Raw genomic sequence first — 26,993 nt, 5'->3', positions numbered from 1 at the left:
CATCGCGCTTACTCGCGGCTGAGCGCCGCTTCCCAGTTGATGTCGACGCAGAGCACCTGCATGCCGGTTGCGGCCGGTGCGGCGATCGACGCGGTCACGCACAGGTGCGCCTCGTTGATCGACAGGTAGGGCGGTGTCAGATGCACGCGCCCCGGCGCGCGCATCGCGTCGATGAAGTACGGACGGCGTTCCCAGCTGGCGCCTTCGGAGTGCAGCAACGGCCGGAAGCGCTTGGCGCGTTGCGACACGCTGCCGCGCGCGAGCACGTTGTCGCCGATCTGGCGGCCCGACGCGTCGAGCAGGAAGCAGCGCGCGGTTTCGGGCAGCCCGAGCACGGCGCCGGCCGCATCGGTGAGCGATTCGCCGGCGCCGAGTTTTTGGCTCGCTTCCTCGAGCGCGGCGACGTACGGTGCGAGCCGTTCCGCCTGCGTGCGCTCGCGCTGCGCGACGCGCAGCCGCAGCGCGGCCGACAGCGTATCCATGCAGCCCGCGGCGGCCTGCGGCTGCACGGGATCGACGCTCGGCCCCGCGAAATACTGGCCCTGCACGAAATCGACGTCGCATTCGAGCGCGATCAGCGCGTCGCGTTCGGTCGACAGGCCGCCCATCAGCACGAGCTGTCCGGATTCGTGCAGCAGCGACACGAGCCCCGGCAGCACGCGTTCGAGATGCGAGTGCTCGCTTGCCTGCGCGAGGATGCCGCGGTCGAGCGTGACGATGTCCGGATGCAGGTGCCACACGCGGTCGACGTTCGAATGCTTCGCGCCGAACCCGACGAGCGCGACCAGGAAGCCGGCCTTGCGCAGCCCGTCGATGATCGCCGCGTAGCGCGGCGTCTCGCCGCCGGCCTGCTCCGGCACCTCGAGCACCACGCGGTGCGGCGGCAGCCCGAGCGCCTTCAGGTTCGCGAGCAGCGCGTCGCCGTAGATGGTGTCCATCAGCGCGGCCGGATGCAGGCTCAGGAAGAGCCACTCGTCGTGACTGTCGAACGCGTGGAAGTTACCGAGATGCAACGATTCGGCGAGCCGGCCGAGTTCGAGCAGGTCGCCGCGGCGCGCCGCCTGCGTGAACACCTCGTGCGACGCCACCTGGCGGCTTTCCTCGTCGTGCGCGCGCAGCGACGCGTGATAGCCGATCGCGCGACGGTGCGACACCGAGAAAACGGGCTGGAACACGCTGAACACGGTGTAGCCGCCGTACAGCACGGTGCGCCGGTTCCCGTCGTCGCCGGCGACGGGGCGGGGCGGCTGAAAGCCGGGGGGATCGATTTCGATCATGCTCATGATGTCGGCCGAAGGAAGACTGCCAGTTTACCTAGAGAATAGGCGAGCAAGAAGCATGCACGGCACCGTGCCACGTGCGGCGGCCCGTCGCGGCCGGGGAGCCGGGCATCGCGGCGCGCATCGGCGGGGCCGGCTGCACCGCGATGGTGCGCGCCGACCCGGTTCGGCGCGCGCCGCGCGTCACGCGCGCTCGGACGGGTCGGTCTTGCGCGCGGTGCTGCGGATCTCGGGCGCGAGCTGCGCGAAGATCCACGCGGACGCGGCCGTGATGATCCCGACGCAGATGAACGTCGCATGGAACGCAGGCAGCGTGTTGCTGGGGGTCACGGTGCGCAGCATGCCCGTGAACGTCGCGAGCAGCGCGCCCGCGACCGTGACGCCGAGGCTCATCGACAGCATCTGCACGAGCGAGAACAGGCTGTTGCCGCTGCTCGCGCCGCCCGTGCCGAGATCCTTCAGCGTCAGCGTGTTCATCGCGGTGAACTGCATCGAGTTGAACCCGCCGAACAGCGCGAGATGCACGACCTTCACCCACACCGGCACAGTGTCGCGCATCAGCGCGAAGCTGGCCATCATCACGCCGACCATGATCGTGTTCGCGAGCAACACCTTGCGGTAGCCGTGCTGCGTGATCAGCCGCGTGATGATCCGCTTCGAGAACATCCCGGCTGCGGCGACCGGCAGCATCATCAGCCCGGCCTCGAACGCCGAGTAGCCGAGGCTCACCTGCAGCAGCAGCGGGATCAGGTACGGCATTGCGCCGCTGCCGATCCGCGCGAACAGGTTGCCGAGCAGCCCGACGCTGAACGTGTGGATCCTGAACAGTTCGAGCGAGAAGATCGGTTGCGGCGCGCGCACCGCATACAGCCCGTACGCGACGAAGCACGCGAGGCTCAGGATCAGCAGCACGAGCACGGCTGCGTGCTGCATGCCGAGATCGGCGAGCCCGTCGAGCGACAGCGAGATCGCGACCATGCCGATCGTCAGCAGCAGATAGCCTTTCAGGTCGAAGCGGCCGACGGCCGGGTTGCGCGAATCGGGCATCGAATAGAAAGTCGCGATGCAGCCCGCGACGCCGACCGGCACGTTGATCAGGAAGATCCAGTGCCACGACGCTATCTTCACGAGCCAGCCGCCGAGCGTCGGCCCGATCAGCGGGCCGATCAGGCCCGGAATCGCGACGAACGACAGCGCGGGCAGGTAGCGTTCGGCCGGGAACGTGCGCAGCACCGCGAGCCGCCCGACCGGCAGCAGCATCGCGCCGCCGACGCCCTGCACGACGCGGAATGCGACGAGCTGCGTCAGCGTATGCGCGTTCGCGCACAGCAGCGAGCCGAGCGAGAACACCAGGATCGCGCTGAAGAACACGCGCCGCGTGCCGAACGTATCGGCCAGCCAGCCCGACACGGGGATCATCACCGCCATCGTCAGCGAGTACGCGATCACGACCGACTGCATCCGCAGCGGCGATTCGCCGAGGCTCGCGGCCATCGACGGCAGTGCCGTATTGACGATCGTCGAATCGAGCGTCTGCATGAAGAAGCCCGTCGCAACGAGCCAGAGCATCACGGTGAGGTTCTTTTCGCCGGGGGCGGCGGCAGGCGGGCGCTGGAACATGAGGGCGGGACGGTGGCGCGGGACAGCCGACATTGTAGGGAAAGCCGCCGCGCCGTGCAGGTTCGGGGCGGCATGCCGGGCGGTGCCGGGCCCGGCGGGCCGATGCCTGTCCCCGTCGGTCGGCCAGTACAGTTCAGCTAAAAGTGTCTGCAGCCGTATCTGTCCGTGTGCTGCCGCTGTCCGAAATACTGGTGTCATCGAACCCGTGCGACCAGGAGGCTGCCATGCGCGAACTGCGACTTTACGTGATGGACGGCGACGAGCCGGCCGGACGGTGGCGGATCGTCGATCGCACGCTGCTCGAAGTGGCCGAGGGCGAGGTGTGGGTGACCGTCGAGGGCCGGCCCGACGATCACTGGCTGGGCGCCGGCGCGTCGCTGACGTTGCTGCCCGGCACGCGCGCGTGGGTCAGCGCGGGGCGGCGCGGCGCGACGTTCGCGTTCGGTCCGCTCGCGGCGCCGGCCGCGCACACCGCGCACGCGTGGTGGCGTCCGTTCGCCGCATGGCGCGACGGCCGGCGTCACACGGCCGCGTCGCTGCCGACGTAGCGCGCCCGCGGCCGGATCAGCTTCCCGTCCGCGTACTGTTCGAGCGCATGCGCGATCCAGCCTGCCGTGCGGCCGGCCGCGAACAGCGTGAACGCCGCGCCGTCGGGCAGCGCGAGCGTGCGTTCCAGCACCGCGAGCGCGAAATCGATCGCGGGGCGCAGGCCGGTGGCTGCTTCGACGCGCGCGGCGAGCGCGTGCGCCACCCGCAGCGCCGGCCGGTCGGGCACTGCGGCCTGCAGCGCGTCGAGCAGCGCCCGCGAACGCGGGTCGCCGTCGGGGTAGAGCGGGTGCGCAAAGCCGGACAGGGCGGTGCGGCCGCCGTCCGTGCGTTCGTCGTGCGCCAGCCGCAGGGCGAGGTAGCGATCGAGGTCGGCGGCGCGGGCCGCTTCGTCGAGCAGCGTACCGGCTCGGAACGTCTCGCCGCCGTGGCGCGGCCCCGACAGCGCCGCGAGCCCGCCCGCAATTGCGCCGAACAGGTGGGTGCCGGTCGACGCGATGCAGCGCACCGCGAAGGTCGACGGATTCAGTTCGTGATCGGCGCACAGCACGAGCGCGCGCCGCAGCAGGTCGGCTTCGTCGCGCCGCCGCACGCGCCATGCAGTCGCGAGCTGCCGGTGTACGGGCGCGTCGCCCGGCGCGATGCCGGCGAGTGCGGCCGTTGCGACGCGCAGCAGCAGCGTGCCGGCATCAAGCTGCGCGTCGCGCCCCTGCGCCCATAAGCGCGGCAACGATGCGGCCGCGGCAGGCAGCAGCACCAGCGTGCGTTCGAGCGGCGCGAGATGCGCCCAGCGACGCGCCCAGTCGTCCCATTGCGCGGCGTCGAAACCGGTCGACGCGAGCGAGGCGTGTGCCAGCCGCGCGGGCGGACAGTCCCAGAGCCGCGCGGCCGTTTCTTCGAGCGTCGCTTCGGCGGCGAGTGCGACCGCATCGGCGCCGCGGTAGTGCAGGCGGCCGCCCGCGATCTGCGTGATCCGCGATTCCAGTACCGGCACGCCCCAGTCGAGCGAACGTTCGGCGACGCCGCCCGCGCGTTTCGCGTCGGCGCGGCGGCGCGCAAGCAGGCGCACTTCATCCGCGTCGTAGCAGCGGCGCTTGGTCGCGCCGTCGGGCAGCGAGCGCAGCAGGCCGCGGCTCACGTACGCATACAGCGTACTCACGCTGACACCGAGGATGCCGGCGGCTTCCGGTGCACTGAGGGATCTCATGCCGGTGGCTCCTGTCGGGGGCATGAAGCGCGGCCCCGCTACAACTATTCGTTATGTATTGATTCGCGCAATCAAGATTGATCGCGCCTGTCGCGAATTCTAGACTCGATTTCGTCTCCTCAACGACTCCCCAGCACCATGACACCCGAACTCGCATTGACGCATCTGTGGCAACTCGCACACGGCGATCCTGGCGCGCTGGCCCGCGCGACCGTGACGGGCCGGGACCCGACGCTGCCGTCGACGTTCAAGGTCGGCACGCTCGCCGTCGCGACGATCGCGGCAGCCGGGCTCGCGGCCGCCGAATGCCACCGGCTTCGCACGGGCGTCGCGCAAGCCGTCGACGTGTCGGTGCGCGACGCGCTCGTTGCGTTCCGCAGCGAGCGCTACCTGCGCGTCGACGACGGCCCGCCGCCGGAGTTGCGTCATCCGGTGACGGGTTTCTTCGAGACCGGCGACGGGCGCTGGATTCAGCTGCACGCGAACTTTCCGCATCACTTGCACGGCATCCTCGGCGTGCTTGGCTGCGGCGCGCAACCCGCCGATGTCGCCGCGGCGATCCGTACCTGGGACGGCGTGGCGCTCGATACCGCGCTGGCCGAGGCCGGCTTGTGCGCGGCATTGATCAGAACACCTGAGGAATGGGCGGAACACGAGCAGGCGCGTGCGATTGCGTCGTTGCCGCTGTTCGAAATCGAGCGGATCGGCGATGCGCCGGCCGAGCCGGTCGGCCGCGGCGATGCCGGCCAGCCGCTTGCCGGCGTGCGCGTGCTCGATCTCACGCGCATCATCGCGGGGCCGGTCGCGGGCCGCACGCTGGCATCGCACGGTGCGCAGACGCTGCTCGTCAACGGTCCGCATCTGCCGAACATCGCGCCGCTCGTGATCGACAACGGGCGCGGCAAGCGTTCGACGTGGATCGATCTGCGCGACGCGGCGGGCGTCGATACGCTGCAGGCACTCGCGAGCGACGCCGACGTCTTTCTGCAGGCGTACCGGCCTGGCGCGCTCACGGCACGTGGTTTCGCGCCGCAGGCACTCGCGGCGCTGCGGCCCGGCATCGTGTGCGTGTCGGTGTCGGCGTACGGGCACGCGGGGCCGTGGGCGAAGCGGCGCGGTTTCGACAGTCTCGTACAGTCGGCGAGCGGTATCGCATGGCAGGAGCAGCAGGCCGCGCATGCGGACGCGCCGCGCCATCTGCCGTGCCAGGCGCTCGATCATGCGACGGGTTATCTCGCGGCGTTCGGCGCGATGATTGCGCTCGCGCGGCGGGCGCGTGAAGGGGGAAGCTGGCACGTGCGGACGTCGCTCGCGCAGACGGGACGCTGGCTGCAGTCGTTCGGCGTCGTGCCGGACGGGCTGCAGGCACCCGATCTCGCGCCTGCCGACGTGCGCGACCGGATCGAGCGCATCGCGTCGCCGTTCGGGGTGCTCGACACCGTGCGGCCGGCCGAGCGCTTGTCGGTGACGCCGCCGTCGTTCGCGCGGCCGCCCGTGCCGCTCGGCACCGACGACGCACGCTGGCTGTGAGCGCCGGCGGCGCGACGTGCGTTACTTGCGCAGTTCGACGACGAAATCGTAGTAGTCGTTGCGGCAGTAGGTATCGGTCAGTTCGATCGCGCGCTGGTCTGACGTATAGCCGATCCGCGTGATCAGCAGCAGCGCATCGTGCGGCGCGATGCCCATCTGTTCGGCGATCTCGTCGGTCGCGTTGACCGCGCGGAAATGCTGCAGCGCGCGCACGATCGGCGTGCCGCGCGCTTCGAGATAGCTGTACAGCGAGCCGGCGATCGCCTGCGGATCGGGAATCAGCGTCGCGGGGAACGTCGAGTTCTCGACGGCCATCACGATGCCGTCGGCGAGACGCAGGCGTTTCAGGCGCGTAACGGATGCGGCCGGCGACAGCCCGAGCTGGATCACTTCGTCGCGGTTCGCGGGCTGAATTTCGCGCGCGAGCCATTGCGAGCTCGGCTTGAAGCCGCGGCGCTCGAGCATTTCGCTGAAGCTCGACAGTCGCGACAGCGGATCCTCGTAGCGCGGCTGGATGAAGTTGCCCGCGCCTTGCGTGCGGCGGATCAAGCCCTGCTCGACGAGCAGCGCGATCGCCTTGCGTGCGGTGATGCGCGATACGCCGAGCGCTTCGGACAGCACGCGCTCGGAAGGCAGCGCCTCGCCGGCCGTCCAGCGGTTGTCGTGGATTGCGTCACCGAGCTTGCGAGCGAGCTGCAGGTAGAGCGGCGTATCGTTGTCGGGGTCGGGGCGCAGGTCCTGCCACCGGTCGTCCGTGGGTGCCTTCATGGAATGGGTATCGATCAGGTTGCGGCCATTCTAAGTCATCATGCCGCGCCGTTATAGCCGGTTTTTGCCGTGTAATAGGTCGCGGGCGCATCGATTGACTACACTGACGCGTCGTATTCCATGCTCCAGCCGCAGAGTGCGGCCGCGAATCCACAACGAGGAACGCATGACAGACACGATCGCCACGGTCGTCCTGCCGGACGGTGAGACGATTCCGAAGCTTGGCCTGGGTACCTGGGAAATGGGCGAGCGGCCGGCCCGGCGCGCGGACGAAATCGCCGCGCTGCGCGAGGGCATCGAACTCGGGATGACGCTGGTCGATACGGCCGAGATGTACGGCGACGGCGCGACCGAAGCGCTCGTCGGCGAAGCGCTCGCAGGCCTGCGCGACGACGTGTTCCTCGTCAGCAAGGTCTATCCGCATCATGCGAGCCGGCGCGGTGTCATCGCCGCGTGCGACGCGAGTCTCAAGCGCCTGCGTACCGACCGTCTCGACCTGTACCTGCTGCACTGGCGCGGCTCGGTGCCGCTCGAGGAGACGGTCGAGGGTTTCGAGGCGTTGCAGCGCGCCGGCAAGATCCGTCACTGGGGCGTGAGCAACTTCGATACGGCCGACATGGACGAACTCGTCCGCGAAGCGGGCGGCAGTGCGTGCGCGACCAACCAGATCCTCTACAACATCGCGCGGCGCGGCCCGGAGTTCGACCTGCTGCCGTGGCTCGCCGATCACCGGATGCCGGCGATGGCGTATAGCCCGGTCGACCACGGGCGGTTGCCGAAACGCTCGCCGCTCGACGAGATTGCGCGGCTGCGCGGCGTGTCGGTGATGCGGGTCGCGCTGGCATGGGTGCTCGCGCAGCCGGGTGTGTTCGCGATCCCGAAGGCGTCGAGGATCGAGCACGTGCGCGACAATCGCGCCGCGCTCGATTTCGAGTTGAGCGATGACGAGCGCGCGCAGCTTGACGCGTATTTCCGTCCGCCACGCAGCAAGCGCGCGCTCGAGATGCTCTGATCGCACCTGGCCGGGCAACGCTTCCGGTCAGTGGTTGCCGCCGGACGATCCGCCGTTGCCGTGACCACCGCCATTGCCGTTGCCAGTGCCGTGGCCATTGCCGACGCCGTTGGCACCGCCATTGCCGGCGCCGCCACTGCCGTTGCCATTGCCGTTGCCGCCGCCGTTGCCGTGGCCACCGTTGCCGTTTCCGCCGCCATTGCCGTTGCCGTTTCCGCCGCCGTTGCCGTTGCCGTTGCCGTTTCCGCCGCCGTTGCCGCCGCCGTTTCCGCCGCCGTTGCCGCCGCCGTTGCCGCCGCCGTTGCCGCCGCCGTTGCCGCCGCCGTTGCCGCCGCCGTTGCCGCCGCCGTTGCCGCCGCCGTTGCCACCGCCGTTGCCACCGCCGTTTCCGCCGCCGTTTCCACCGCCGTTGCCGCCGCCGTTGCCACCGCCGTTGCCGCCGCCGTTGCCGCCGCCATTGCCGTGGCCACCGTTGCCGCCACCGTTGCCACCACCGTTGCCACCACCGTTGCCACCACCGTTGCCACCACCGTTGCCGTGGCCGCCGCCATTGCCGCCGCCGTTGCCGCCGCCGTTGCCACCGCCGTTGCCGCCGCCGTTGCCACCGCCGTTGCCACCGCCGTTGCCGCCGCCGTTGCCACCGCCGTTGCCGCCGCCGTTGCCACCGCCGTTGCCACCGCCGTTGCCGCCGCCGTTGCCACCGCCGTTGCCGCCGCCATTGCCACCGCCATTGCCACCGCCGTTGCCGTGACCACCGCCATCGCCATGGCCGCCACCGTTACCGTGACCACCGCCGTCACCGTCGCCATGACCACCATGGCCGTGGCCACCGCCGTCACCGTCGCCATGACCACCGTGGCCGTGGCCGCCGCCGTCACCGTCACCGTCACCATGACCACCGCCATGGCCGTGACCACTGCCGTCACCGTCGCCGCCGTGGCCACCGCCGTGGCCACCATGGCCTCCGCCACCCGAGGTGCCGCCACCCGAGGTGCCGCCACCCGAGGTGCCGCCACCCGAGGTGCCGCCGCCCGAGGTGCCGCCACCCGAGGTGCCGCCACCCGAAGTGCCGCCACCCGAAGTGCCGCCACCCGAAGTGCCGCCGCCCGAAGTGCCGCCACCCGAAGTGCCGCCACCCGAAGTGCCGCCACCCGAAGTGCCGCCACCCGAGGTGCCGCCGCCCGAAGTGCCGCCGCCCGAGGTGCCGCCGCCCGAAGTGCCGCCGCCCGAAGTGCCGCCGCCCGAAGTGCCGCCACCCGAGGTGCCGCCGCCCGAGGTGCCGCCGCCTGAGGTGCCGCCACCCGAGGTGCCTCCACCCGAAGTGCCGCCGCCCGAAGTGCCGCCACCCGATGTACCGCCACCTGAACCACCGTTGCCGGACGTGTTGCCTCCGCGGCCGGTGCCGCTCGTGCCGCTGGATGTTCCACCTGTCGTACCGCCGACACCTGCTGGTCCGACGGCACCATTCCCGTTATTTCCACCGCTACCGCTACCGCTACCGCTACCGCTACCGTTGCCGTTGCCGTTGCCGTTGCCGTTGCCGTTGCCCGGACCGGGACTGCTGCCGCCACTGCCGCTTGTGCTGGCACCGTTACCGCCGATGCCATGACCGGCATAGACCTGCGCCGCACACGCAGCCGGATTGGCTGCGCAAGACGAAGCGTCCGCGACCAGCGTCATGATGGTGTCCGCGCTGGCGTTCGCGTCGGGTGCGGAGTCAGGCGAGGTGTTTTGTGCGACGGCATACGAGCAGCAGCACGCAAAGGCGGCTGCGGCCAGCAAGGTTGCACGAGGGCGCCGTCCCGCCGGGCGGAACGGTTGTTTTGTCTTATGCATCATGGCCTCCCCATGCGCGCGATGCCTCGTTGCCGCGCGGCTGTCTACGTGTGGAGCAGGGGGCCGGTAAAGATTCGTAGTCCTTTTCGGCGGCCGGTTGCGTCACGGCCGGCGCTTGACGCCAGCCGCGAACGCGGATCGGCACGCGGGCCCGCCGTGCGAATCCCTATCTGCGAGATTCGTGCCATCGGCTGCTTGTGCCCGTGGCGCAAGGCGCACGTCGACGCGCGACGGCGCACGCAACATCGTCGGGGGAGTTTTGTTTCCGGAATGAAACGTCTGAGCGTTGCTCAGCGTGCCGGTGCGTCGGCCGCGCGCTGCCAGCGGTGGAACAGGATCGACGCGATCCAGCAGACCAGGAACAGCGCGACGATGCCGTAGCCGATCGAGCCGAAGCGTTCGCCGAGCGCATCGAGCGCGTCGCGCACGGGGCCCGTCAGCGACAGCTTGTCGGCCAGCAGGCCGGCCGCCTCGATCCCGCCGATCGCCAGTGCAACGGCCGCCGACACGAACGTGATGCTCGCGTTGTAGAGCAGCTTGCGCTGCGGATCGTCCATCGCCCACCCGTATGCATGAATCATCAGTACGTTGTCGGTCGAGTCGATCAGCGTCATGCCGGCGGTGAACAGCGCCGGAAACAGCATGACCGTGTAGACCGGCAGCCCCTGGCTCGCCTGCGCGGCCGCGATCGCGAGCAGGCCGATTTCCGTTGCAGTATCGAAACCTAGTCCGAACAGCACGCCAACCGGGTACATGTGCCAGCTCTTCGACACGAACCGGAACAGCGGGCGCAGCAGCCGCGAGACGAGCCCGGCAGGGCGGTGCACGTGCGCGTCGTCGTGCGTGTGCCCGGGCGCGCGGCGATAACGCCGCCATACGTCGCGCAGGATCATCAGGTTCACGCACGCGAGCACGAGCAGGAAGGTGGCCGATACCGCCGTGCCGATCGTGCCGCCGATCTCGCGGAACGCATCGAACCGGTCGCGCAGCGCGAACGCGGTCAGCGCGATGCCGAGCGTCGCCGCGATCACGATCGTCGAATGGCCGAGCGAGAAGAACAGTCCGACGCTCACCGGACGCTGGCCTTCCTGCATCAGCTTGCGCGTCGCGACGTCGATCGCGGCGATGTGATCGGCGTCGACCGCATGACGCAGCCCGAGGCCGTACGCGATCGCCGCGGTGCCGAGCAGCAGCGGATGGTCGCGCAGCACCACGAGCGCCCACAGCCACACGGCGACGTTCGCGGCGATCAGGCCGGCGTAGAGCATCAGCAGGCGGCGCAGGGCAGGGGTGGGCGGCATCGGGCGGGTTCCATCTGACGAATCGCGAACCATTGTGGCACGCGAAAAAAATGCCGGGCGTGCCGATCAAAAAGCCGCGAACGCAGCGTGCGCGGGACGAAAAAAAGCCCGTCCGGAACCGGACGGGCCTTGCGTGCATGCGACAGGGCGCGTGCGCCCGGCGCTTACTTCGTCTTCGCGCTGATCACGCCTTCCGATACGTTGGCGGGCGTTTCCGCGTACTGCTTGAACTCCATCGTGTACGTCGCGCGGCCCTGCGTCGCCGAACGCAGCGACGTCGAGTAGCCGAACATCTCCGCGAGCGGCACTTCGGCACGCACGAGCTTGCCACCGCCACCGGCGATGTCTTCCATCCCCTGCACGATGCCGCGACGGCTCGACAGGTCGCCCATCACGTTGCCCATGAAGTCCTCGGGCGTTTCCACCTCGACGGCCATCATCGGCTCGAGCAGCACGGGCTTCGCGCGGCGCATCGCTTCCTTGAACGCCATCGAGCCGGCCATGCGGAACGCGTTTTCGTTCGAGTCGACGTCGTGGTACGAACCGAACGTCAGCGTGACCTTCACGTCGACGACCGGATAGCCCGCCAGCACGCCGCTCTTCAGCGTTTCCTGGATGCCCTTGTCGACCGACGGAATGTATTCACGCGGAATCACGCCGCCCTTGATCGCGTCGACGAACTCGTAGCCCTTGCCGGGGTTCGGCTCGAGCGTGATCACGGCATGGCCGTACTGGCCGCGGCCGCCCGACTGCTTGACGAACTTGCCTTCGACGTCCTTCGCGGGCGTGCGCACCGTCTCGCGATACGCGACCTGCGGCTTGCCGACCGTCGCTTCCACGCCGAACTCGCGCTTCATCCGGTCGACCAGGATTTCGAGGTGGAGCTCGCCCATGCCCGAAATGATCGTCTGCCCCGATTCTTCGTCGGTCTGCACGCGGAACGACGGATCTTCCTGGGCCAGACGGTTGAGCGCCAGGCCCATCTTTTCCTGGTCGGCCTTCGTCTTCGGCTCGACGGCCTGCGAGATCACCGGCTCGGGGAAGATCATGCGTTCGAGCACGATCGGATGCGCCGGATCGCACAGCGTGTCGCCGGTGGTCGCTTCCTTCAGGCCGACGGCCGCCGCGATGTCGCCCGCGCGCACTTCCTTGATTTCCTTGCGCTCGTTCGCGTGCATCTGCAGGATCCGGCCGAGCCGCTCCTTCTTGTCCTTCGTCGCGTTCAGCACCGTGTCGCCCGATTCGACCACGCCCGAATACACGCGGAAGAAGATCAGCTGGCCGACGAACGGGTCGGTCATGATCTTGAACGCGAGCGACGAGAACGGATCCTCGTCGTTCGGATGACGTTCCGCTTCCTTGTCGTGCAGGTCGTGGCCGAGAATTGCCGGCACGTCGGCCGGCGACGGCAGGTAGTCGATCACCGCGTCGAGCATCGCCTGCACGCCCTTGTTCTTGAACGCGCTGCCGCACAGCATCGGCACGATCTCGTTCGCGATCGTGCGCTTGCGCAGCGCGGCCTTGATCTCGTCCTCGGTCAGCGACTCGTGGTCGTGCAGGTACTTCTCGAGCAGTTCCTCGCTCGCTTCGGCAGCCGCCTCGACCATCTTTTCGCGCCATTCGTGCGCGAGCTCGACGAGGTTCGCGGGGATGTCCTCGTACGTGAACTTCACGCCCTGGCTTTCGTCGTCCCACACGATCGCCTTCATCTTGACGAGATCGACGACGCCCTGGAAGTGATCTTCCGCGCCGATCGGAATCTGGATCGGCACGGCGACGCCCTTCAGGCGGTCGCCGATCTGCTTCTGCACGCGGAAGAAGTCGGCGCCGATGCGGTCCATCTTGTTGACGAACGCGATGCGGGGCACCTTGTACTTGTTCGCCTGGCGCCACACGGTTTCGGACTGCGGCTGCACGCCGCCGACCGAGTCGTAGACCATGCACGCGCCGTCGAGCACGCGCATCGAGCGCTCGACCTCGATCGTGAAGTCGACGTGCCCGGGCGTGTCGATGATGTTGATGCGGTGTTCCGGATAGTTGCCGGCCATGCCTTTCCAGAAGGCCGTGGTCGCCGCCGACGTGATCGTGATGCCGCGTTCCTGCTCCTGCTCCATCCAGTCCATCGTGGCCGCGCCGTCGTGCACTTCACCGATCTTGTGGCTCACGCCGGTGTAAAACAGGATGCGCTCGGTCGTCGTGGTCTTGCCGGCATCGATGTGAGCGCTGATCCCGATATTGCGATAGCGCTCGATGGGGGTTTTGCGGGGCACGTGAACCTCCTGGTGGTTCGGATCGTAAGCGGGCCGGCTGGGCCGGTCCGGGTTGGAACAAGCGAGACTTAAAGCATAGCGCTTGCGCGTGGCTTTTGCAGATGCGGCCGGTGCTGGCTGAATCAAGCCGGCGCCGCTGCCGGCGGGCGAAAAAAAACCGGCGCGCAACGGGCGGCCGGCTTCGGTCGATGCGCGGCGCGGCGCCGCGGAAAGGGCCGTTACTGGGCCTTCGGCAGGCCGTCGAGCTTCATGCCGGGCTTGATGCCCTTCGCCGCGAACCAGCCCTTGCTCATCTCGAGCGCATAGACGCCGTTGTTGCGCGGGCAGTGGTTGTCGGTCGTCTCCGCCCGCATTTCGTCGATGTCGGTGATCGTGCCGTCCGCGCGGATGAACGCGATCGACAGCGGGATCAGCGTGTTCTTCATCCAGAAACAATGCACGGCATTCTCGTTGAAGACGAACAGCATGCCTTCGTTCGGCGTGAGCTGCGAACGGTACATCAGCCCCTGTTCGCGGTCGGCGTCGTTCGCGGCGACAGCCGCGTCGATCACGTACATGCCGGCGCGCAGCTTCACGCGCGGGAACTCGCTGGGCTGCTTGGCGCCGGGCGGCATCTGCGCGCTGGCGGCCTGCATGCCGAGCGCGAGGACGGCGAGCGCGGCGGGAAACACGGTGGCGCGCGCAAGGCGGCCGAGCGACGAGCGCAGGGAGAATTGCACAGCATGGCTCCTGTCTGGAAAACGAGACCCGCATGGTACGCGATGCGCGCCGGCGGGCACAAAAAAGAAAAAGGCAGATCGCCTTGCGGTGATCTGCCTTTCAACGCCGTAAGAACGGCAAAACTGCGTGTTCTTGACTGCGTTATTACAACTAGCTTGCTTAGTTCGAAGCAGCTGCCGGGGCTTCGGCTTCGCTTGCAGCCTTCTTCGAAGCGTGGTGCTTCTTCGAAGCGTGGTGCTTCTTGTGCGTTGCCTTCTTAGCCGGTGCCGAAGCAGCTTCTGCCGGAGCAGCAGCAGCCGGAGCGGCCGGAGCCGAAGCTTGTGCGAAAGCAGCCGTTGCGAAGAGACCAGCGACCAGAGCAGCGATCAGTTTGTTCATGTTGTGTTCCTCAGCTTTAGTTAATTAACCAAATGACCCGGCAATAGGAGTCATGTCGTCTAACGGTGCCATCCACCTTTCGGTTGACAGACGCTTCGAGAAATTTCTCATTGCGCTGCGGGCGCCGAATCGTATTCGAGAAAAACGTCGCTTTTGTGACGCAAACTCGGGTTCGGCTGCCAATGCCGGATAGCTAAGGTTGGCATCTGCGTGGTTTAACGCACGATCTTCGCAAGCGGTTGACGAAAAAGATGACGAAAAATGCGCGCATCCCGAATTCGTCATCCGGCGGGCGCGAAACCGTCCCATGGCGCGCGCGGCGGCAGTGCGATTGTTTCGCCCGGCGCAATGCCGAGCGCAAATATATCCAGCGCGCCGACGCCGACGCGCACCAGGCGCAACGTCGGGAAGCCGACCGCTGCGGTCATCCGGCGCACCTGCCGATTCTTGCCTTCGGTGATCGCAAGTTCGATCCACGTGGTCGGGATCGCGGCGCGGTAGCGGATCGGCGGATTGCGCGGCCACAGCGTGCCGGGCGGTTCGATGAATTCGGCACGGCACGGGCGCGTCACGTAGTCGCCGAGATCGACGCCGCGCGCGAGCGCCTTCAGGTCGGCCGGGCCGGGCGCGCCCTCGACCTGCGCCCAGTAGCGCTTGACGAGCTTGTGGCGCGGCTCCGCGATGCGCGCCTGCAGCGCGCCGTCGTCGGTGAGCAGCAGCAACCCTTCGCTGTCCGCGTCCAGCCGGCCGGCCGCATAGACGCCGGGCGTTTTTACCCAGTCGCCGAGCGACGGGCGCGTCTCGTGCGCGGAAAACTGGCAAATCGTGCCGAACGGCTTGTTGAGGGCGATCAGGTTCATGGCGGGGCGCCCGCCCGGCCTGCCGCGGGAGGCGGGGGCGGGCGGTCTATGGCAAATGGCGGAATCTTAATGCATAATACGGAACGGCAAGTCCTCTGTCTTATATAAGACATAAGTGAGGTCTTGATACGCAGTGCCGCGGTTCATGCCGAAGTGCCCGGTTGGGGCGCTAGAATAGCGGCTCGCTGTTGCCGTCACGGGGTGGCCATGCCGCGCCCCCGCCGCGCGCGCAGCTTCGACCAGCATCACCTGCTCAGCCACGTCACTGGAGTCGATCATGCCGTATCAGCACATCAAGGTTCCGGAAGGCGGTGACAAGATCACCGTCAACAAGGACTTCTCGCTCAACGTTTCCGATCAGCCGATCATTCCCTATATCGAAGGCGACGGTACGGGCTTCGATATCACGCCGGTCATGATCAAGGTCGTCGACGCGGCGGTCGCGCATGCCTACAAGGGCAAGCGCAAGATCCACTGGATGGAGATTTTCGCAGGCGAGAAGGCAACGAAGGTGTACGGTCCGGACGTGTGGCTCCCGGAAGAAACGCTGCAGGTGCTGAAGGAATACGTGGTATCGATCAAGGGGCCGCTCACGACCCCGGTCGGCGGCGGCATCCGTTCGCTGAACGTCGCGCTGCGCCAGGAACTCGACCTGTACGTGTGTCTGCGCCCGGTCCAGTACTTCAAGGGCGTGCCGTCGCCGGTGCGCGAGCCGCAGAAGATCGACATGGTGATCTTCCGCGAGAACTCGGAAGACATCTACGCGGGCATCGAATGGGCCGCGGGTTCCGAGCAGGCGAAGAAGGTCATCAAGTTCCTGCAGGACGAGATGGGCGTGAAGAAGATCCGTTTCCCGGAAACCTCGGGGATCGGCGTCAAGCCCGTGTCGACCGAAGGCACCGAGCGTCTCGTGCGCAAGGCGATCCAGTACGCGATCGACAACGATCGCAAGTCGGTCACGCTGGTGCACAAGGGCAACATCATGAAGTTCACGGAAGGCCTGTTCCGTGACGCCGGCTACGCGCTCGCGCAGAAGGAATTCGGCGGCGAGCTGATCGACGGCGGCCCGTGGATGCGCGTGAAGAACCCGAAGACGGGTAACGAGATCGTGATCAAGGATTCGATCGCCGACGCGTTCCTGCAGCAGATCCTGCTGCGCCCGGCCGAATACGACGTGATCGCGACGCTGAACCTGAACGGCGACTACATCTCCGACGCACTGGCCGCGCAGGTCGGCGGCATCGGGATCGCGCCGGGTGCGAACCTGTCGGATTCGGTCGCGATGTTCGAAGCGACGCACGGCACGGCGCCGAAGTACGCGGGCAAGGATTACGTGAACCCCGGTTCCGAGATCCTGTCGGCGGAAATGATGCTGCGCCACCTCGGCTGGACGGAAGCGGCCGACACGATCATTGCCTCGATGGAGAAGTCGATCCTGCAGAAGCGCGTCACGTACGACTTCGCGCGCCTGATGGAAGGTGCGACGCAGGTGTCGTGCTCCGGCTTCGGCGAAGTGCTGATCGAGAACATGTAAGACCCCTTCCGGGGTGGGCCGGCAGGTTGCCGGCCGCCCCGGCGCTGACTGCCGGCGCCGGAGCGTTTCGTGGATGGCAGGTTTGTTGGCAGGGCGGTCCGGCATGCGGGCCGCGGCGTCGCGATGCGGCCCGGAGGCCCTGCAAGGTAGAACATGACGGCCCTCGCAACACCACCGCCCGGCTGAGCCGGCGCGCCCCTTTCGCGACCGACCCGGTCGCTCCCCGCCGGTTACCGCCGGCGCTCCTCAGTCCAAATTTTCACGTAGCAACGCATCGACCATGTCCACTTCGCCCAAGATCATCTACACCCTCACCGACGAAGCGCCCGCGCTCGCGACCTATTCGCTGCTGCCGATCGTCAAGGCCTTCACGCGCTCGTCCGGCGTCGCCGTCGAAACGCGCGACATCTCGCTCGCCGGCCGCATCATCGCGGCATTTGCAGACGTCCTGCCGCCGGAGCAGAAGGGTTCCGACGATCTGGCCGAGCTGGGCCAGCTCACGCTGAAGCCGGAAGCGAACATCATCAAGCTGCCGAACATCAGCGCATCGGTGCCGCAGCTGAAGGCCGCGATCGCCGAGCTGCAGGCGCAGGGCTACACGCTGCCGGCCTACCCGGAAGATCCGTCGACGGACGAAGAGAAGGCGGTCAAGGCCCGCTACGACAAGATCAAGGGCAGCGCGGTGAACCCGGTGCTGCGCGAAGGCAACTCCGACCGTCGCGCGCCGCTGTCGGTCAAGAACTACGCACGCAAGCATCCGCACAAGATGGGTGCGTGGAAGGCCACGTCGAAGGCACACGTCGCGCACATGAGCGAAGGCGACTTCTACGGCAGCGAGAAGTCGGCGCTGATCGCCGATGCCGGCAGCGTGAAGATCGAACTCACGACGACCGACGGCGCGAAGAAGGTGCTGAAGGAAAAGACGGCCGTGAAGGCCGGTGAAGTGATCGACGCATCGGTGATGAGCCGCAACGCGCTGCGCAGCTTCATCGAAGCGCAGATCGCCGACGCGAAGGCGCAGGACGTGCTGTTCTCGGTGCACCTGAAGGCGACCATGATGAAGGTCTCGGACCCGATCCTGTTCGGTCACTTCGTGTCGGTGTTCTACCGCGACGCGCTCGCGAAGCACGCGGACGTGCTGGCGCAGGCCGGCTTCAACCCGAACAACGGGATCGGCGACCTGTACGCGCGCCTGAAGGACCTGCCGGCCGACACGCGCGAAGCGATCGAAGCCGACGTCAAGGCCGAATACGCAGTGCGCCCGCGCCTCGCGATGGTCAACTCGGACAAGGGCATCACGAACCTGCACGTGCCGAGCGACGTGATCGTCGACGCGTCGATGCCGGCGATGATCCGCGATTCGGGCGGCATGTGGGGCCCGGACGGCGCCCTGTACGACGCGAAGGCCGTGATTCCGGACCGCTGCTACGCAGGCGTCTACCAGGCCGTGATCGAGGACTGCAAGCAACACGGCGCATTCGATCCGGTCACGATGGGTAGCGTGCCGAACGTCGGCCTGATGGCGCAGGCGGCTGAAGAATACGGTTCGCACGACAAGACCTTCCAGATCCCGGCGGACGGCGTCGTGCGCGTCACCGACGAAGCCGGCAACGTGCTGCTCGAGCACGCGGTCGAGTCGGGCGACATCTGGCGCATGTGCCAGACGAAGGACGCACCGGTGCAGGACTGGGTCAAGCTCGCGGTGAACCGCGCGCGCGCGACCGGCGCACCGGCCGTGTTCTGGCTCGATCCGGCGCGTGCGCACGATGCGCAGATCATCGCGAAGGTCGAACGCTACCTGAAGGATCACGACACGAACGGTCTCGACATCCGCGTGATGACGCCGGTCGAAGCGACGCGTTTCTCGCTCGAGCGCATCCGTGCGGGCAAGGACACGATCTCGGTCACCGGCAACGTGCTGCGCGACTACCTGACCGACCTGTTCCCGATCATGGAACTCGGCACCAGCGCGAAGATGCTGTCGATCGTGCCGCTGATGGCGGGCGGCGGGATGTTCGAAACGGGGGCGGGCGGCTCGGCGCCGAAGCACGTTCAGCAGTTCGTCGAGGAAGGCTTCCTGCGCTGGGATTCGCTCGGCGAATTCCTTGCACTGGCCGCGTCGCTCGAACACCTCGGCAACGCGTACCAGAACCCGAAGGCGGTCGTGCTCGCGAAGACGCTCGACCAGGCGACCGGCAAGTTCCTGGACGAGAACAAGTCGCCCGCGCGCAAGGTCGGCGGCCTCGACAACCGCGGCAGCCACTTCTACCTGTGCCTGTACTGGGCGCAGGCGCTGGCCGAGCAGACCGAGGATGCCGCGCTGAAGGCGCAGTTCGAAGGGGTCGCGAAGGCGCTGTCCGACAGCGAAGCGCGCATTCTCGAAGAGCTGTCGGCCGCGCAGGGCAAGGCGCAGGCGATCGGCGGCTACTTCCGTCCGAACGTCGACCTGACGAGCCAGGCCATGCGCCCGAGTGCGACGCTGAACGGCATCGTCGACGCAGTCGCCTGACGCGGGCCGCGCATTCGCGCGAGCCAGGACGCGTGTCGACGCGGCGAGGTGAGCCGTTCGCCGCCCGACACACAATAAAAACGCCCCGGTCGCCCGGGGCGTTTTTCGTTGCAGGCTTGCCATTCAGACGTGAACGATTTCCCATTCGGCGATTTCGTGCGGCACCTCGAGCGTCGCGGTGTCCAGTTCGGACAGTTGCTCGCAGTCGCCGCGGGAGATGTGGTCGGCCGCGACTTCGGGGCACGAGAATGCGCCGAGCAGGGCGTTGCCGAACGTCGCTTCCCAGCCGCCGTTACCCGGCAGGATGTAGAACGACCCGAGCGCTGAACCAAAGCGAAATCCCTTCATTTCCGTTCTCCCTTTCTGATCACAAGCGATTCTGTTGTGCCGCCTGCCGGCTCGGCCGGCTGTGGCCCGACTGGCTGCTTGCGCCGGGTTCCGTATCGAACGTCGTGGCGAAGCGTCAGTGCATGGAACAAAGTCTACGTCCGCGACCCGGTTGGATGGTGCATGTAGAACGGCTTCTCGAAACTAAAATTCATGTTTAAAAACAATGAATTATTTTCGTCGTTTTGTATTGCGGAACGTTTTTCGGCATCGCGAAACGGGAAATTTGTGCCCTGCACCACGAATTTTTACAACGCAGAGACTTGTTCCACATCGTGAAAAATTGGCGATTTCGCCGATGGGCGGCGCGACGTGCACCGACGGGGTGGCGAACGGCGCGCGCAAAACGGGCGGCCGGATGCGGCAGCGGGCGTAATTCAGCGAACGAGCGAGGGGCGACGAAGGGCGGTACAAAGCCGCGCTGCGGCGTATCGCCGCCCGGCCGGTAGCGGCGTTTTTCGACAGGGGCCTGCGGTTATGATGACGCGGGCATCAGGTTTCGCGTCGCGCACGGCGGTCCAGCCGGCCGGCGCGTGCGTTGCGGTTGTCGCGCGACGCTGCATGGATAACGAGGATCGATTGATGATACGGAGAACCTTCCTGTCGCGCGCCATCGGTGTCGCGGCCGCGTCGCTGTTCGCGCGTACCGCGTGGGCGCAGCATGCCGGTCATGCGGGCATGGCCGGCATGGATTCGATGGACGACATGCCCGGCATGTCAGGGATGTCCGGCATGTCGGGGCACGCGCAGCACGGCAAGCCCGCACCGGCCGCACTCGCGGCCGCCGATGCGCTGCCGGCCGGTGCGCCGCTCGCGACGTTGCGTACGCTCGCGAACGAAAGCCGAGAACCCGGTACGTTCCGGGCCACGCTGGTCGCGCAGCCCGTCGCGCGCCCGATGCTGCGCGGCGCACGGCCGACCGCGTTCTGGCAGTTCGGGGCGGGCGCGCAGGGCCCCGTCGTCGGCCCGCTGATCGACGTGCGCGAGGGCGACACGGTCGAGATCAAATTCGTGAACAAGCTGCCGCAACCGTCGACGATCCACTGGCACGGCCTGCCGGTGCCGCCCGACCAGGACGGCAATCCGTCCGACCCCGTCGCGCCAGGCGCATCGCGCGTGTACCGCTTCACGCTGCCGAAGGGCAGCGCCGGCACCTACTGGTACCACCCGCATCCGCACATGATGACGGCCGAGCAGGTATTCCGCGGGCTGGCCGGCCCGTTCATCGTGCGCGCGGCGGACGATCCGCTCGCCGGCTGGCCCGAGCGCAACCTGTTCGTGTCGGACCTGAAGCTTGCACATGACGGCACGATTGCGCCGAACGACATGATGGACTGGATGAACGGCCGGGAAGGCCAGTTCGTGCTGGTCAACGGCGCGCGCCGGCCGCGCATCGACGTCGCCGGCGACGAACGCTGGCGCGTCTGGAACGCGTGCAGCGCGCGCTACCTGCGCGTTGCGTTCGACGACGGCCGTGCGTTCGAGCACGCGGGTACCGACGGCGGGCTGTTCGACGCGCCGCGCCGCGTGACGTCGCTGCTGATCGCGCCGGGCGAGCGCGCGGAACTGCTGGTGCGCGCCGGTGACCGGGCGACGCGCGCGATGCTGCAGGCAGCCGAGTACGACCGCCGCAAGATGGCGATGTCGCATGACGACGGTCACGGCAGCCTGCCGCCCGATCCGGCGCTGGCGCTGGCCGATGTCGCGTTTGCGCCCGCCGCCGCGCGCGCGTTGCCGGCCACGCTGCGCGCGGTGCCGCCGCTGGGTGAACCGGTGGCGCACAAGACGGTCGCGTTCGGCGAGGAAATGGACATGGACGCGATGATGAAGGGCGCGGCGCACGGCCGTCCGGCCGGCATGCGCTTCACGATCAACGGCGAGACCTACGCCGCGCACCGCGCGACGCTGACGAGCCGCCGTGGCGACGTCGAACGCTGGGAGATTCGCAATACCACCGACATGGATCACCCGTTCCACCTGCATGGCACGCAGTTCCAGGTGATCGAGCGCGCGTCGGGCGGCGCGCGCACGGCCGAACCGTTCCGCGCATGGCGCGATACGGTGAACGTACGCAGCGGCGAAACCGTGTCGATTCTCGTCACGCAAGACATGCCCGGAGAGCGCATGTTTCATTGCCACATTCTCGAACACGAGGATCTCGGCATGATGGGCACGCTGAAGGTCGTGTAACGAAGTCGTGAATATGTTTCACGTGCGGGATCGATATCCGATCTGCATGTGTGACAAGACAATGTGTGTTCAATTATCGGGATTGAACGAAAAGGCGGGCCAATCGATTATCGATTGGCCCGCCTCAAAAAAAGAAACCCGGCGCAATGCGCCGGGTTTCTTCGTCCGATATCCGATGCCTTTATGCGGCCTGGATGTTCGACGCTTGCTTGCCCTTCGGTCCTTGAACGACGTCAAAGCTCACCTTCTGGCCTTCCTTCAGCGTCTTGAAGCCATTCATGGTGATAGCCGAGAAGTGCGCAAACAGATCCTCACCGCCCTCGTCGGGAGTGATGAAACCGAAGCCCTTCGCGTCGTTGAACCACTTAACGATACCAGTTGCCATTTTCCTACTTCCCCTGTCACACAGTCGCTGCTACTTACCACGAGCACGCTCGAAAAGCTAAACGACTGGAAAATGCAGTCGTTCCCCCCTCACAAGCTCACCTCGGCCTCTTTCATTTCGCCAACCGGCGAGTTGAAAAAAGTGCCAGCTTGATTGTTGGCGCTCTTTATTGGAGTGTCAAGTGGAATTTTTAGACGTTTAGAGGGTCGTTGTAAAGAACCCATTTTCAGGGTTTTTCCGGCTTTGCTTTGCAGCATGTGGCCAAGCGCGAGGACTTGAAAAGCCGCATAATCGGCTCATATACCAGGCTCGAGTGACACGCGTTCGAGTCGTCCCGGCTTGTGGGATACTGGATGTGGACACGACGTCCCGGTGCAGTTCCCCCTCGACGGTTCGTGTTCCGCGCCACGCGTGAAAGCCGGCACCGCAGCCGGCTTTCGTATGGCGCGAAGACGATCGCGTGTTCCGGGATACCGGGGAGGGCGCCGGCCGGTCGGTCGGGTAATGGCAGGATTGCGGGCCTGTCCGAGTTGTTTAGAATGGGTGTATGGCGATTATCCCGGACAAGCAGGACAGTACCGTCCTGGAACGCAAGCAGCAGAAGCTCAAGCCGCCTTCGATGTACAAGGTGGTGCTGCTGAACGACGACTTCACGCCGATGGAATTCGTCGTGATGGTGGTCCAGGAGTATTTCAAGAAGGATCGCGAGACGGCCACGCAGATCATGCTGAAGGTCCATCGCGAAGGGCGAGGAGTTTGTGGGGTCTATACGCGGGACATCGCGTCGACCAAGGTTGAGCAAGTCGTTACCCATGCGCGGCAGGCCGGGCATCCGCTGCAGTGCGTGATGGAGGAAGCATGATTGCCCAGGAATTGGAAGTCAGCCTGCACATGGCGTTCATGGAAGCACGCCAGGCGCGCCATGAGTTCATTACGGTCGAGCATCTGCTGCTGGCCCTGCTGGATAATCCGACGGCAGCCGAGGTGTTGCGCGCGTGCGCGGCAAACATCGAGGACTTGCGTCAGAACCTGCGCAATTTCATCCACGACAACACACCTACCGTCCCGGGCACCGACGATGTCGATACCCAGCCGACGCTCGGTTTCCAGCGCGTGATCCAGCGCGCGATCATGCACGTCCAGTCGACGTCGAACGGCAAGAAGGAAGTCACCGGCGCGAACGTGCTGGTCGCGATCTTCGGCGAGAAGGATTCGCATGCCGTGTACTACCTGCAGCAGCAGGGCGTCACGCGTCTCGACGTGGTGAACTTCATTTCGCACGGCATCGCGAAGACGAACAACGGCGAAGCCGCGAAGTCGACCGACGCGAGCGCGGAAAGCGAAGACGCGAACGCGCAGAAGGAAACGCCGCTCGCGCAGTTCACGCAGAACCTGAACCAGATGGCGAAGGACGGCCGCATCGATCCGCTGATCGGGCGCGAGCCGGAGGTCGAGCGTGTGGTGCAGGTGCTGTGCCGTCGCCGCAAGAACAACCCGCTGCTCGTCGGCGAGGCTGGCGTGGGCAAGACCGCGATCGCCGAAGGGCTCGCGTATCGCATCACGCGCGGCGAAGTGCCGGACATCCTCGCGAACGCGCAGGTCTACTCGCTCGACATGGGCGCGCTGCTCGCGGGCACCAAGTATCGCGGCGATTTCGAGCAGCGTCTGAAGACGGTGCTGAAGGAGCTGAAGGAGCGCCCGCACGCGATCCTCTTCATCGACGAGATCCATACGCTGATCGGCGCGGGCGCCGCGTCGGGCGGCACGCTCGATGCGTCGAACCTGCTGAAGCCGGCGCTGTCATCGGGCACGCTCAAGTGCATCGGCGCGACGACGTTCACCGAGTATCGCGGCATCTTCGAGAAGGATGCGGCGCTGTCGCGGCGCTTCCAGAAGGTCGACGTGTCGGAGCCGACCGTCGAGCAGACGGTCGCGATCCTGCGCGGGCTGAAGTCGCGCTTCGAGGAGCATCACGGCGTCAAGTATTCGTCGGGCGCCCTGTCGGCCGCGGCCGAACTGTCGGCGCGCTTCATCACCGACCGTCACCTGCCGGACAAGGCAATCGACGTGATCGACGAGGCCGGTGCCGCACAGCGCATCCTGCCGAAGTCGAAGCAGAAGAAGACGATCGGCAAGAGCGAGATCGAGGAAATCATCTCGAAGATCGCGCGCGTGCCGCCGCAAAGCGTGTCGCAGGACGATCGCAGCAAGCTGCAGACGCTCGACCGTGACCTGAAGAGCGTCGTGTTCGGCCAGGATCCGGCGATCGACGCGCTCGCAGCCTCGATCAAGATGGCGCGCGCGGGCCTCGGCAAGATGGACAAGCCGATCGGCGCGTTCCTGTTCTCCGGCCCGACGGGCGTCGGCAAGACCGAAGTGGCGCGCCAGCTCGCGTTCACGCTCGGCATCGAGCTGATCCGCTTCGACATGTCGGAATACATGGAGCGCCATGCGGTAAGCAGGCTGATCGGCGCGCCGCCGGGCTACGTCGGGTTCGACCAGGGCGGCCTGCTGACCGAAGCCGTCACGAAGAAGCCGCATTGCGTGCTGTTGCTCGACGAAATCGAGAAGGCGCATCCGGACATCTTCAACGTGCTGCTGCAGGTGATGGATCACGGCACGCTGACGGACAACAACGGCCGCAAGGCGGATTTCCGCAACGTCATCATCATCATGACGACGAACGCGGGTGCCGAGTCGATGCAGAAGGCGACGATCGGCTTCACGACGCGCCGCGAGACGGGCGACGAGATGACCGACATCAAGCGTCTGTTCACGCCGGAGTTCCGCAACCGCCTGGATTCGATCATCAGCTTCCGCTCGCTCGATGAGGAAATCATCATGCGCGTGGTCGACAAGTTCCTGATCCAGCTCGAGGAACAGCTGCACGAGAAGAAGGTCGACGCGCTCTTCACCGACGCGTTGCGCAAGCATCTCGCGAAGCACGGCTTCGACCCGCTGATGGGGGCGCGGCCGATGCAGCGGCTGATCCAGGACACGATCCGGCGCGCGCTGGCCGACGAACTGCTGTTCGGCAAGCTCGTCAACGGCGGTCACGTGACGGTCGACGTCGACGAAAGCGACAAGGTGCAGCTGTCGTTCGACAAGCTGGCGAATCCGCCGCACAAGCCGAACGAAGAGACGGTCGAAGTCGAGTAAGCGATAATTCGTTGTTCATGCGAACGGCGCGGGAAGTTCTCCGCGCCGTTTCGTTTTATCCGGCGCCGGCGGCGCGATGGTGGTGCAGGGGAGTGGTAAAGCAGTGACACAACAACAACGGTCGTTCGACGCTATCGTCGCGCGCGAACAAGGGTTGCGCCACGCGCTCACGTCGGGGCAGATGGCGATGATCGCGATCGGCGGCGCGATCGGCACGGGGCTGTTCCTCGGCAGCGGGTTCGCGATCGGGCTCGCGGGCCCGAGCGTGCTCGTTTCCTATGCGATCGGTGCGCTGATCGCGCTGCTGCTGATGGGCGCGCTCGCGGAAATGACCGTTGCGCATCCGACGGCCGGCTCGTTCGGCGCGTACGCCGAGCACTACGTCGGCCCGCTCGCGGGCTTCCTGGTGCGCTATGCGTACTGGTTCGCGGTCGTGTTCGCGATCGGCACCGAAATCAGCGCGATCGCCGTGTTCATGAAGTACTGGTTCCCGGCCGTGCCCGGCTGGTACTGGGTGATTGGCTTCTCCGCGTTATTGATCGCCGTGAACCTCGCCAGCGTCACGCTGTACGGCACGGTCGAGTATGCGTTCTCGCTGCTGAAGATCGCGGCGATCGTCGTCTTCATCGTGCTCGGCGCGTATCTGGTCTGGTCGGCGCCGGCCGCATCGGGCGTCGGCTTCGCGAACTACACCGCGCATGGCGGCTTCATGCCGAAGGGGCCGTGGGGCACCTGGGTCGCGGTGATCGTCGCGATTTTCAGCTACATGAGCATCGAAGCCGTCGCGATCGCGGCTGGCGAGGCGCGCGATCCGCAGCACGCGGTCACGCGCGCGTTCCGCTCGACGGTGTTCCGGCTCGTGCTGTTCTACCTGCTGACGCTGTCGCTGATGCTCGCGATCGTGCCGTGGACGGCGGCCGGCACCGACGAAAGCCCGTTCGTGAAGGTGATGGCCGCGACGCATGTACCGTACGCGGCCGGCGTGATCAACTTCGTGCTGCTGATCGCGGCGCTCTCGGCGATGAACAGCCAGCTCTACGTGACGACGCGGATGATGTTCAGCCTGTCGCGCGCGCGCCTCGCACCGGCGGTGTTCGGCCGGCTCGGCACGAACGGCGTGCCGCGTGCGGCGTTGTGGATCTCGACCAGCGGCGTCGCGGTCGCGGCCGTGCTGGTCGCGCTGGCGCCCGACACCGCGTTCACGGTGATGATGGCGATCGCGATGTTCGGCGCGCTGTTCACGTGGCTGATGATCTTCGTCACGCACCTGCGCTTCCGTTCGCGGTATCGCGGCCCGGCACTCGCGTTCCGGATGTGGGGGCACCCGTTCGGCAGCCTGCTTGGTGCCGGGCTCGTCGCGGCGATCCTGTTCACGACCGCGTTCACGCGCGAATTCCGGATGACGATGGTGGTCGGCGTCGTGTTCGTCGTGCTGCTGACGCTCGCGTACGCGCTGCATTACCGGCACGAACACGCCCGCTGACCCGCCGGCGTGGCAGCC

The 26,993-nt window shown here is 66.8% G+C and carries 23 protein-coding genes; 9 read left to right on the top strand and 14 right to left on the bottom strand.

Annotated features, from left to right (window positions below):
* Positions 1 to 8: 8 nt before the first annotated feature.
* Positions 9 to 1,283, bottom strand: a complete 1,275-nt coding sequence (locus OHZ10_RS13800; RefSeq protein WP_059233386.1) for an EAL domain-containing protein — start codon at positions 1,281 to 1,283, stop codon at positions 9 to 11.
* A gap of 180 nt (positions 1,284 to 1,463) precedes the next feature.
* Positions 1,464 to 2,900: a multidrug transporter subunit MdtD gene (gene mdtD / locus OHZ10_RS13795; RefSeq protein WP_166963224.1), complete on the bottom strand. Its 1,437-nt coding sequence runs from the start codon at positions 2,898 to 2,900 to the stop codon at positions 1,464 to 1,466.
* A gap of 224 nt (positions 2,901 to 3,124) precedes the next feature.
* Between mdtD and OHZ10_RS13790 the strand changes: the two genes are divergently transcribed.
* Entirely contained in the window at positions 3,125 to 3,448 is a 324-nt protein-coding gene (locus OHZ10_RS13790; protein WP_174994269.1) for a DUF2917 domain-containing protein, read from the top strand.
* Here the strand turns inward: OHZ10_RS13790 and OHZ10_RS13785 are convergent.
* Positions 3,421 to 4,653, bottom strand: coding sequence for a citrate/2-methylcitrate synthase (locus tag OHZ10_RS13785; protein WP_059233389.1), 1,233 nt, complete (start codon positions 4,651 to 4,653; stop codon positions 3,421 to 3,423). The two genes, OHZ10_RS13790 and OHZ10_RS13785, sit on opposite strands and share 28 nt — an antisense overlap.
* 138 nt (positions 4,654 to 4,791) lie before the next feature.
* Here OHZ10_RS13785 and OHZ10_RS13780 point away from each other — a divergent pair, with 138 nt between their 5' ends.
* Complete coding sequence (locus tag OHZ10_RS13780; protein WP_342702765.1) at positions 4,792 to 6,183, top strand: CoA transferase; 1,392 nt, start codon at positions 4,792 to 4,794, stop codon at positions 6,181 to 6,183.
* A 21-nt stretch (positions 6,184 to 6,204) separates the two neighbouring features.
* On the opposite strand, the gene OHZ10_RS13775 is transcribed toward OHZ10_RS13780, so the two are convergent.
* Complete coding sequence (locus tag OHZ10_RS13775; RefSeq protein ID WP_011546029.1) at positions 6,205 to 6,951, bottom strand: GntR family transcriptional regulator; 747 nt, start codon at positions 6,949 to 6,951, stop codon at positions 6,205 to 6,207.
* Between the two features lie 166 nt (positions 6,952 to 7,117).
* Between OHZ10_RS13775 and OHZ10_RS13770 the strand changes: the two genes are divergently transcribed.
* Complete coding sequence (locus OHZ10_RS13770; protein ID WP_059233391.1) at positions 7,118 to 7,963, top strand: aldo/keto reductase; 846 nt, start codon at positions 7,118 to 7,120, stop codon at positions 7,961 to 7,963.
* A gap of 27 nt (positions 7,964 to 7,990) precedes the next feature.
* Here OHZ10_RS13770 and OHZ10_RS13765 read toward each other — a convergent pair whose 3' ends face one another.
* The 7 genes from OHZ10_RS13765 to OHZ10_RS13735 all read right to left on the bottom strand — a co-directional run bounded on the left by OHZ10_RS13765 (position 7,991) and on the right by OHZ10_RS13735 (position 15,607).
* Positions 7,991 to 9,799 carry a hypothetical protein gene (locus tag OHZ10_RS13765; protein ID WP_342704409.1) on the bottom strand — a complete coding sequence of 603 codons (1,809 nt, stop codon included), beginning with the start codon at positions 9,797 to 9,799 and terminating at the stop codon, positions 7,991 to 7,993.
* A gap of 290 nt (positions 9,800 to 10,089) precedes the next feature.
* Complete coding sequence (locus OHZ10_RS13760) at positions 10,090 to 11,100, bottom strand: HoxN/HupN/NixA family nickel/cobalt transporter (RefSeq protein ID WP_174992983.1); 1,011 nt, start codon at positions 11,098 to 11,100, stop codon at positions 10,090 to 10,092.
* A gap of 164 nt (positions 11,101 to 11,264) precedes the next feature.
* Complete coding sequence (fusA, locus tag OHZ10_RS13755; protein ID WP_059233393.1) at positions 11,265 to 13,370, bottom strand: elongation factor G; 2,106 nt, start codon at positions 13,368 to 13,370, stop codon at positions 11,265 to 11,267.
* A 218-nt stretch (positions 13,371 to 13,588) separates the two neighbouring features.
* Positions 13,589 to 14,089, bottom strand: coding sequence for a DUF192 domain-containing protein (locus OHZ10_RS13750; RefSeq protein ID WP_342702761.1), 501 nt, complete (start codon positions 14,087 to 14,089; stop codon positions 13,589 to 13,591).
* Between the two features lie 160 nt (positions 14,090 to 14,249).
* Positions 14,250 to 14,468 (bottom strand): hypothetical protein, encoded by a 219-nt coding sequence (locus OHZ10_RS13745; protein WP_081051795.1) that lies wholly within the window; start codon positions 14,466 to 14,468, stop codon positions 14,250 to 14,252.
* 281 nt (positions 14,469 to 14,749) lie between these two features.
* On the bottom strand, positions 14,750 to 15,328 hold the full coding sequence (locus tag OHZ10_RS13740; RefSeq protein WP_059233395.1) for a pseudouridine synthase: 579 nt from the start codon (positions 15,326 to 15,328) through the stop codon (positions 14,750 to 14,752).
* A 66-nt stretch (positions 15,329 to 15,394) separates the two neighbouring features.
* Positions 15,395 to 15,607 (bottom strand): hypothetical protein, encoded by a 213-nt coding sequence (locus OHZ10_RS13735; protein ID WP_059233396.1) that lies wholly within the window; start codon positions 15,605 to 15,607, stop codon positions 15,395 to 15,397.
* Here OHZ10_RS13735 and icd point away from each other — a divergent pair.
* Together icd and OHZ10_RS13725 are read left to right on the top strand one after the other, a co-directional pair.
* Positions 15,606 to 16,862 (top strand): NADP-dependent isocitrate dehydrogenase, encoded by a 1,257-nt coding sequence (gene icd, locus OHZ10_RS13730; RefSeq protein ID WP_059233397.1) that lies wholly within the window; start codon positions 15,606 to 15,608, stop codon positions 16,860 to 16,862. The two genes, OHZ10_RS13735 and icd, sit on opposite strands and share 2 nt — an antisense overlap.
* A gap of 280 nt (positions 16,863 to 17,142) precedes the next feature.
* Entirely contained in the window at positions 17,143 to 19,371 is a 2,229-nt protein-coding gene (locus OHZ10_RS13725) for an NADP-dependent isocitrate dehydrogenase (RefSeq protein WP_059233398.1), read from the top strand.
* Positions 19,372 to 19,494: 123 nt separating this feature from the next.
* On the opposite strand, the gene OHZ10_RS13720 is transcribed toward OHZ10_RS13725, so the two are convergent.
* Positions 19,495 to 19,719, bottom strand: a complete 225-nt coding sequence (locus OHZ10_RS13720) for a hypothetical protein (protein ID WP_006490888.1) — start codon at positions 19,717 to 19,719, stop codon at positions 19,495 to 19,497.
* Between the two features lie 621 nt (positions 19,720 to 20,340).
* Between OHZ10_RS13720 and OHZ10_RS13715 the strand changes: the two genes are divergently transcribed.
* The gene (locus tag OHZ10_RS13715) at positions 20,341 to 21,948 is read left to right on the top strand and encodes a multicopper oxidase family protein (protein ID WP_342702757.1); all 1,608 of its coding nucleotides are present in this window, start codon (positions 20,341 to 20,343) and stop codon (positions 21,946 to 21,948) included.
* A gap of 181 nt (positions 21,949 to 22,129) precedes the next feature.
* On the opposite strand, the gene OHZ10_RS13710 is transcribed toward OHZ10_RS13715, so the two are convergent.
* Together OHZ10_RS13710 and OHZ10_RS13705 are read right to left on the bottom strand one after the other, a co-directional pair.
* Positions 22,130 to 22,333: a cold-shock protein gene (locus tag OHZ10_RS13710; protein WP_006478030.1), complete on the bottom strand. Its 204-nt coding sequence runs from the start codon at positions 22,331 to 22,333 to the stop codon at positions 22,130 to 22,132.
* 89 nt (positions 22,334 to 22,422) lie between these two features.
* Positions 22,423 to 22,590 (bottom strand): hypothetical protein, encoded by a 168-nt coding sequence (locus OHZ10_RS13705; RefSeq protein ID WP_155627118.1) that lies wholly within the window; start codon positions 22,588 to 22,590, stop codon positions 22,423 to 22,425.
* 290 nt (positions 22,591 to 22,880) lie between these two features.
* On the opposite strand from OHZ10_RS13705, the gene clpS reads away from it, so the two are divergent.
* The 3 genes from clpS (at position 22,881) to OHZ10_RS13690 (ending at position 26,975) form a co-directional block, all read left to right on the top strand.
* Positions 22,881 to 23,195, top strand: a complete 315-nt coding sequence (gene clpS / locus OHZ10_RS13700) for an ATP-dependent Clp protease adapter ClpS (protein ID WP_006398529.1) — start codon at positions 22,881 to 22,883, stop codon at positions 23,193 to 23,195.
* Positions 23,192 to 25,492 carry an ATP-dependent Clp protease ATP-binding subunit ClpA gene (gene clpA, locus OHZ10_RS13695; RefSeq protein WP_059233399.1) on the top strand — a complete coding sequence of 767 codons (2,301 nt, stop codon included), beginning with the start codon at positions 23,192 to 23,194 and terminating at the stop codon, positions 25,490 to 25,492. The genes clpS and clpA overlap by 4 nt, the downstream gene beginning before the upstream one ends.
* 103 nt (positions 25,493 to 25,595) lie before the next feature.
* Positions 25,596 to 26,975, top strand: a complete 1,380-nt coding sequence (locus OHZ10_RS13690) for an amino acid permease (protein WP_059236641.1) — start codon at positions 25,596 to 25,598, stop codon at positions 26,973 to 26,975.
* Positions 26,976 to 26,993: the final 18 nt, after the last annotated feature.

The sequence above is a fragment of the Burkholderia arboris genome, from assembly GCF_038723655.1.
GTDB classification, from domain to species: Bacteria; Pseudomonadota; Gammaproteobacteria; order Burkholderiales; family Burkholderiaceae; genus Burkholderia; species Burkholderia arboris.
The sequence above is the reverse complement of the archived record's forward strand: the minus strand, read 5'-3'. Positions and strand labels throughout refer to the sequence as shown.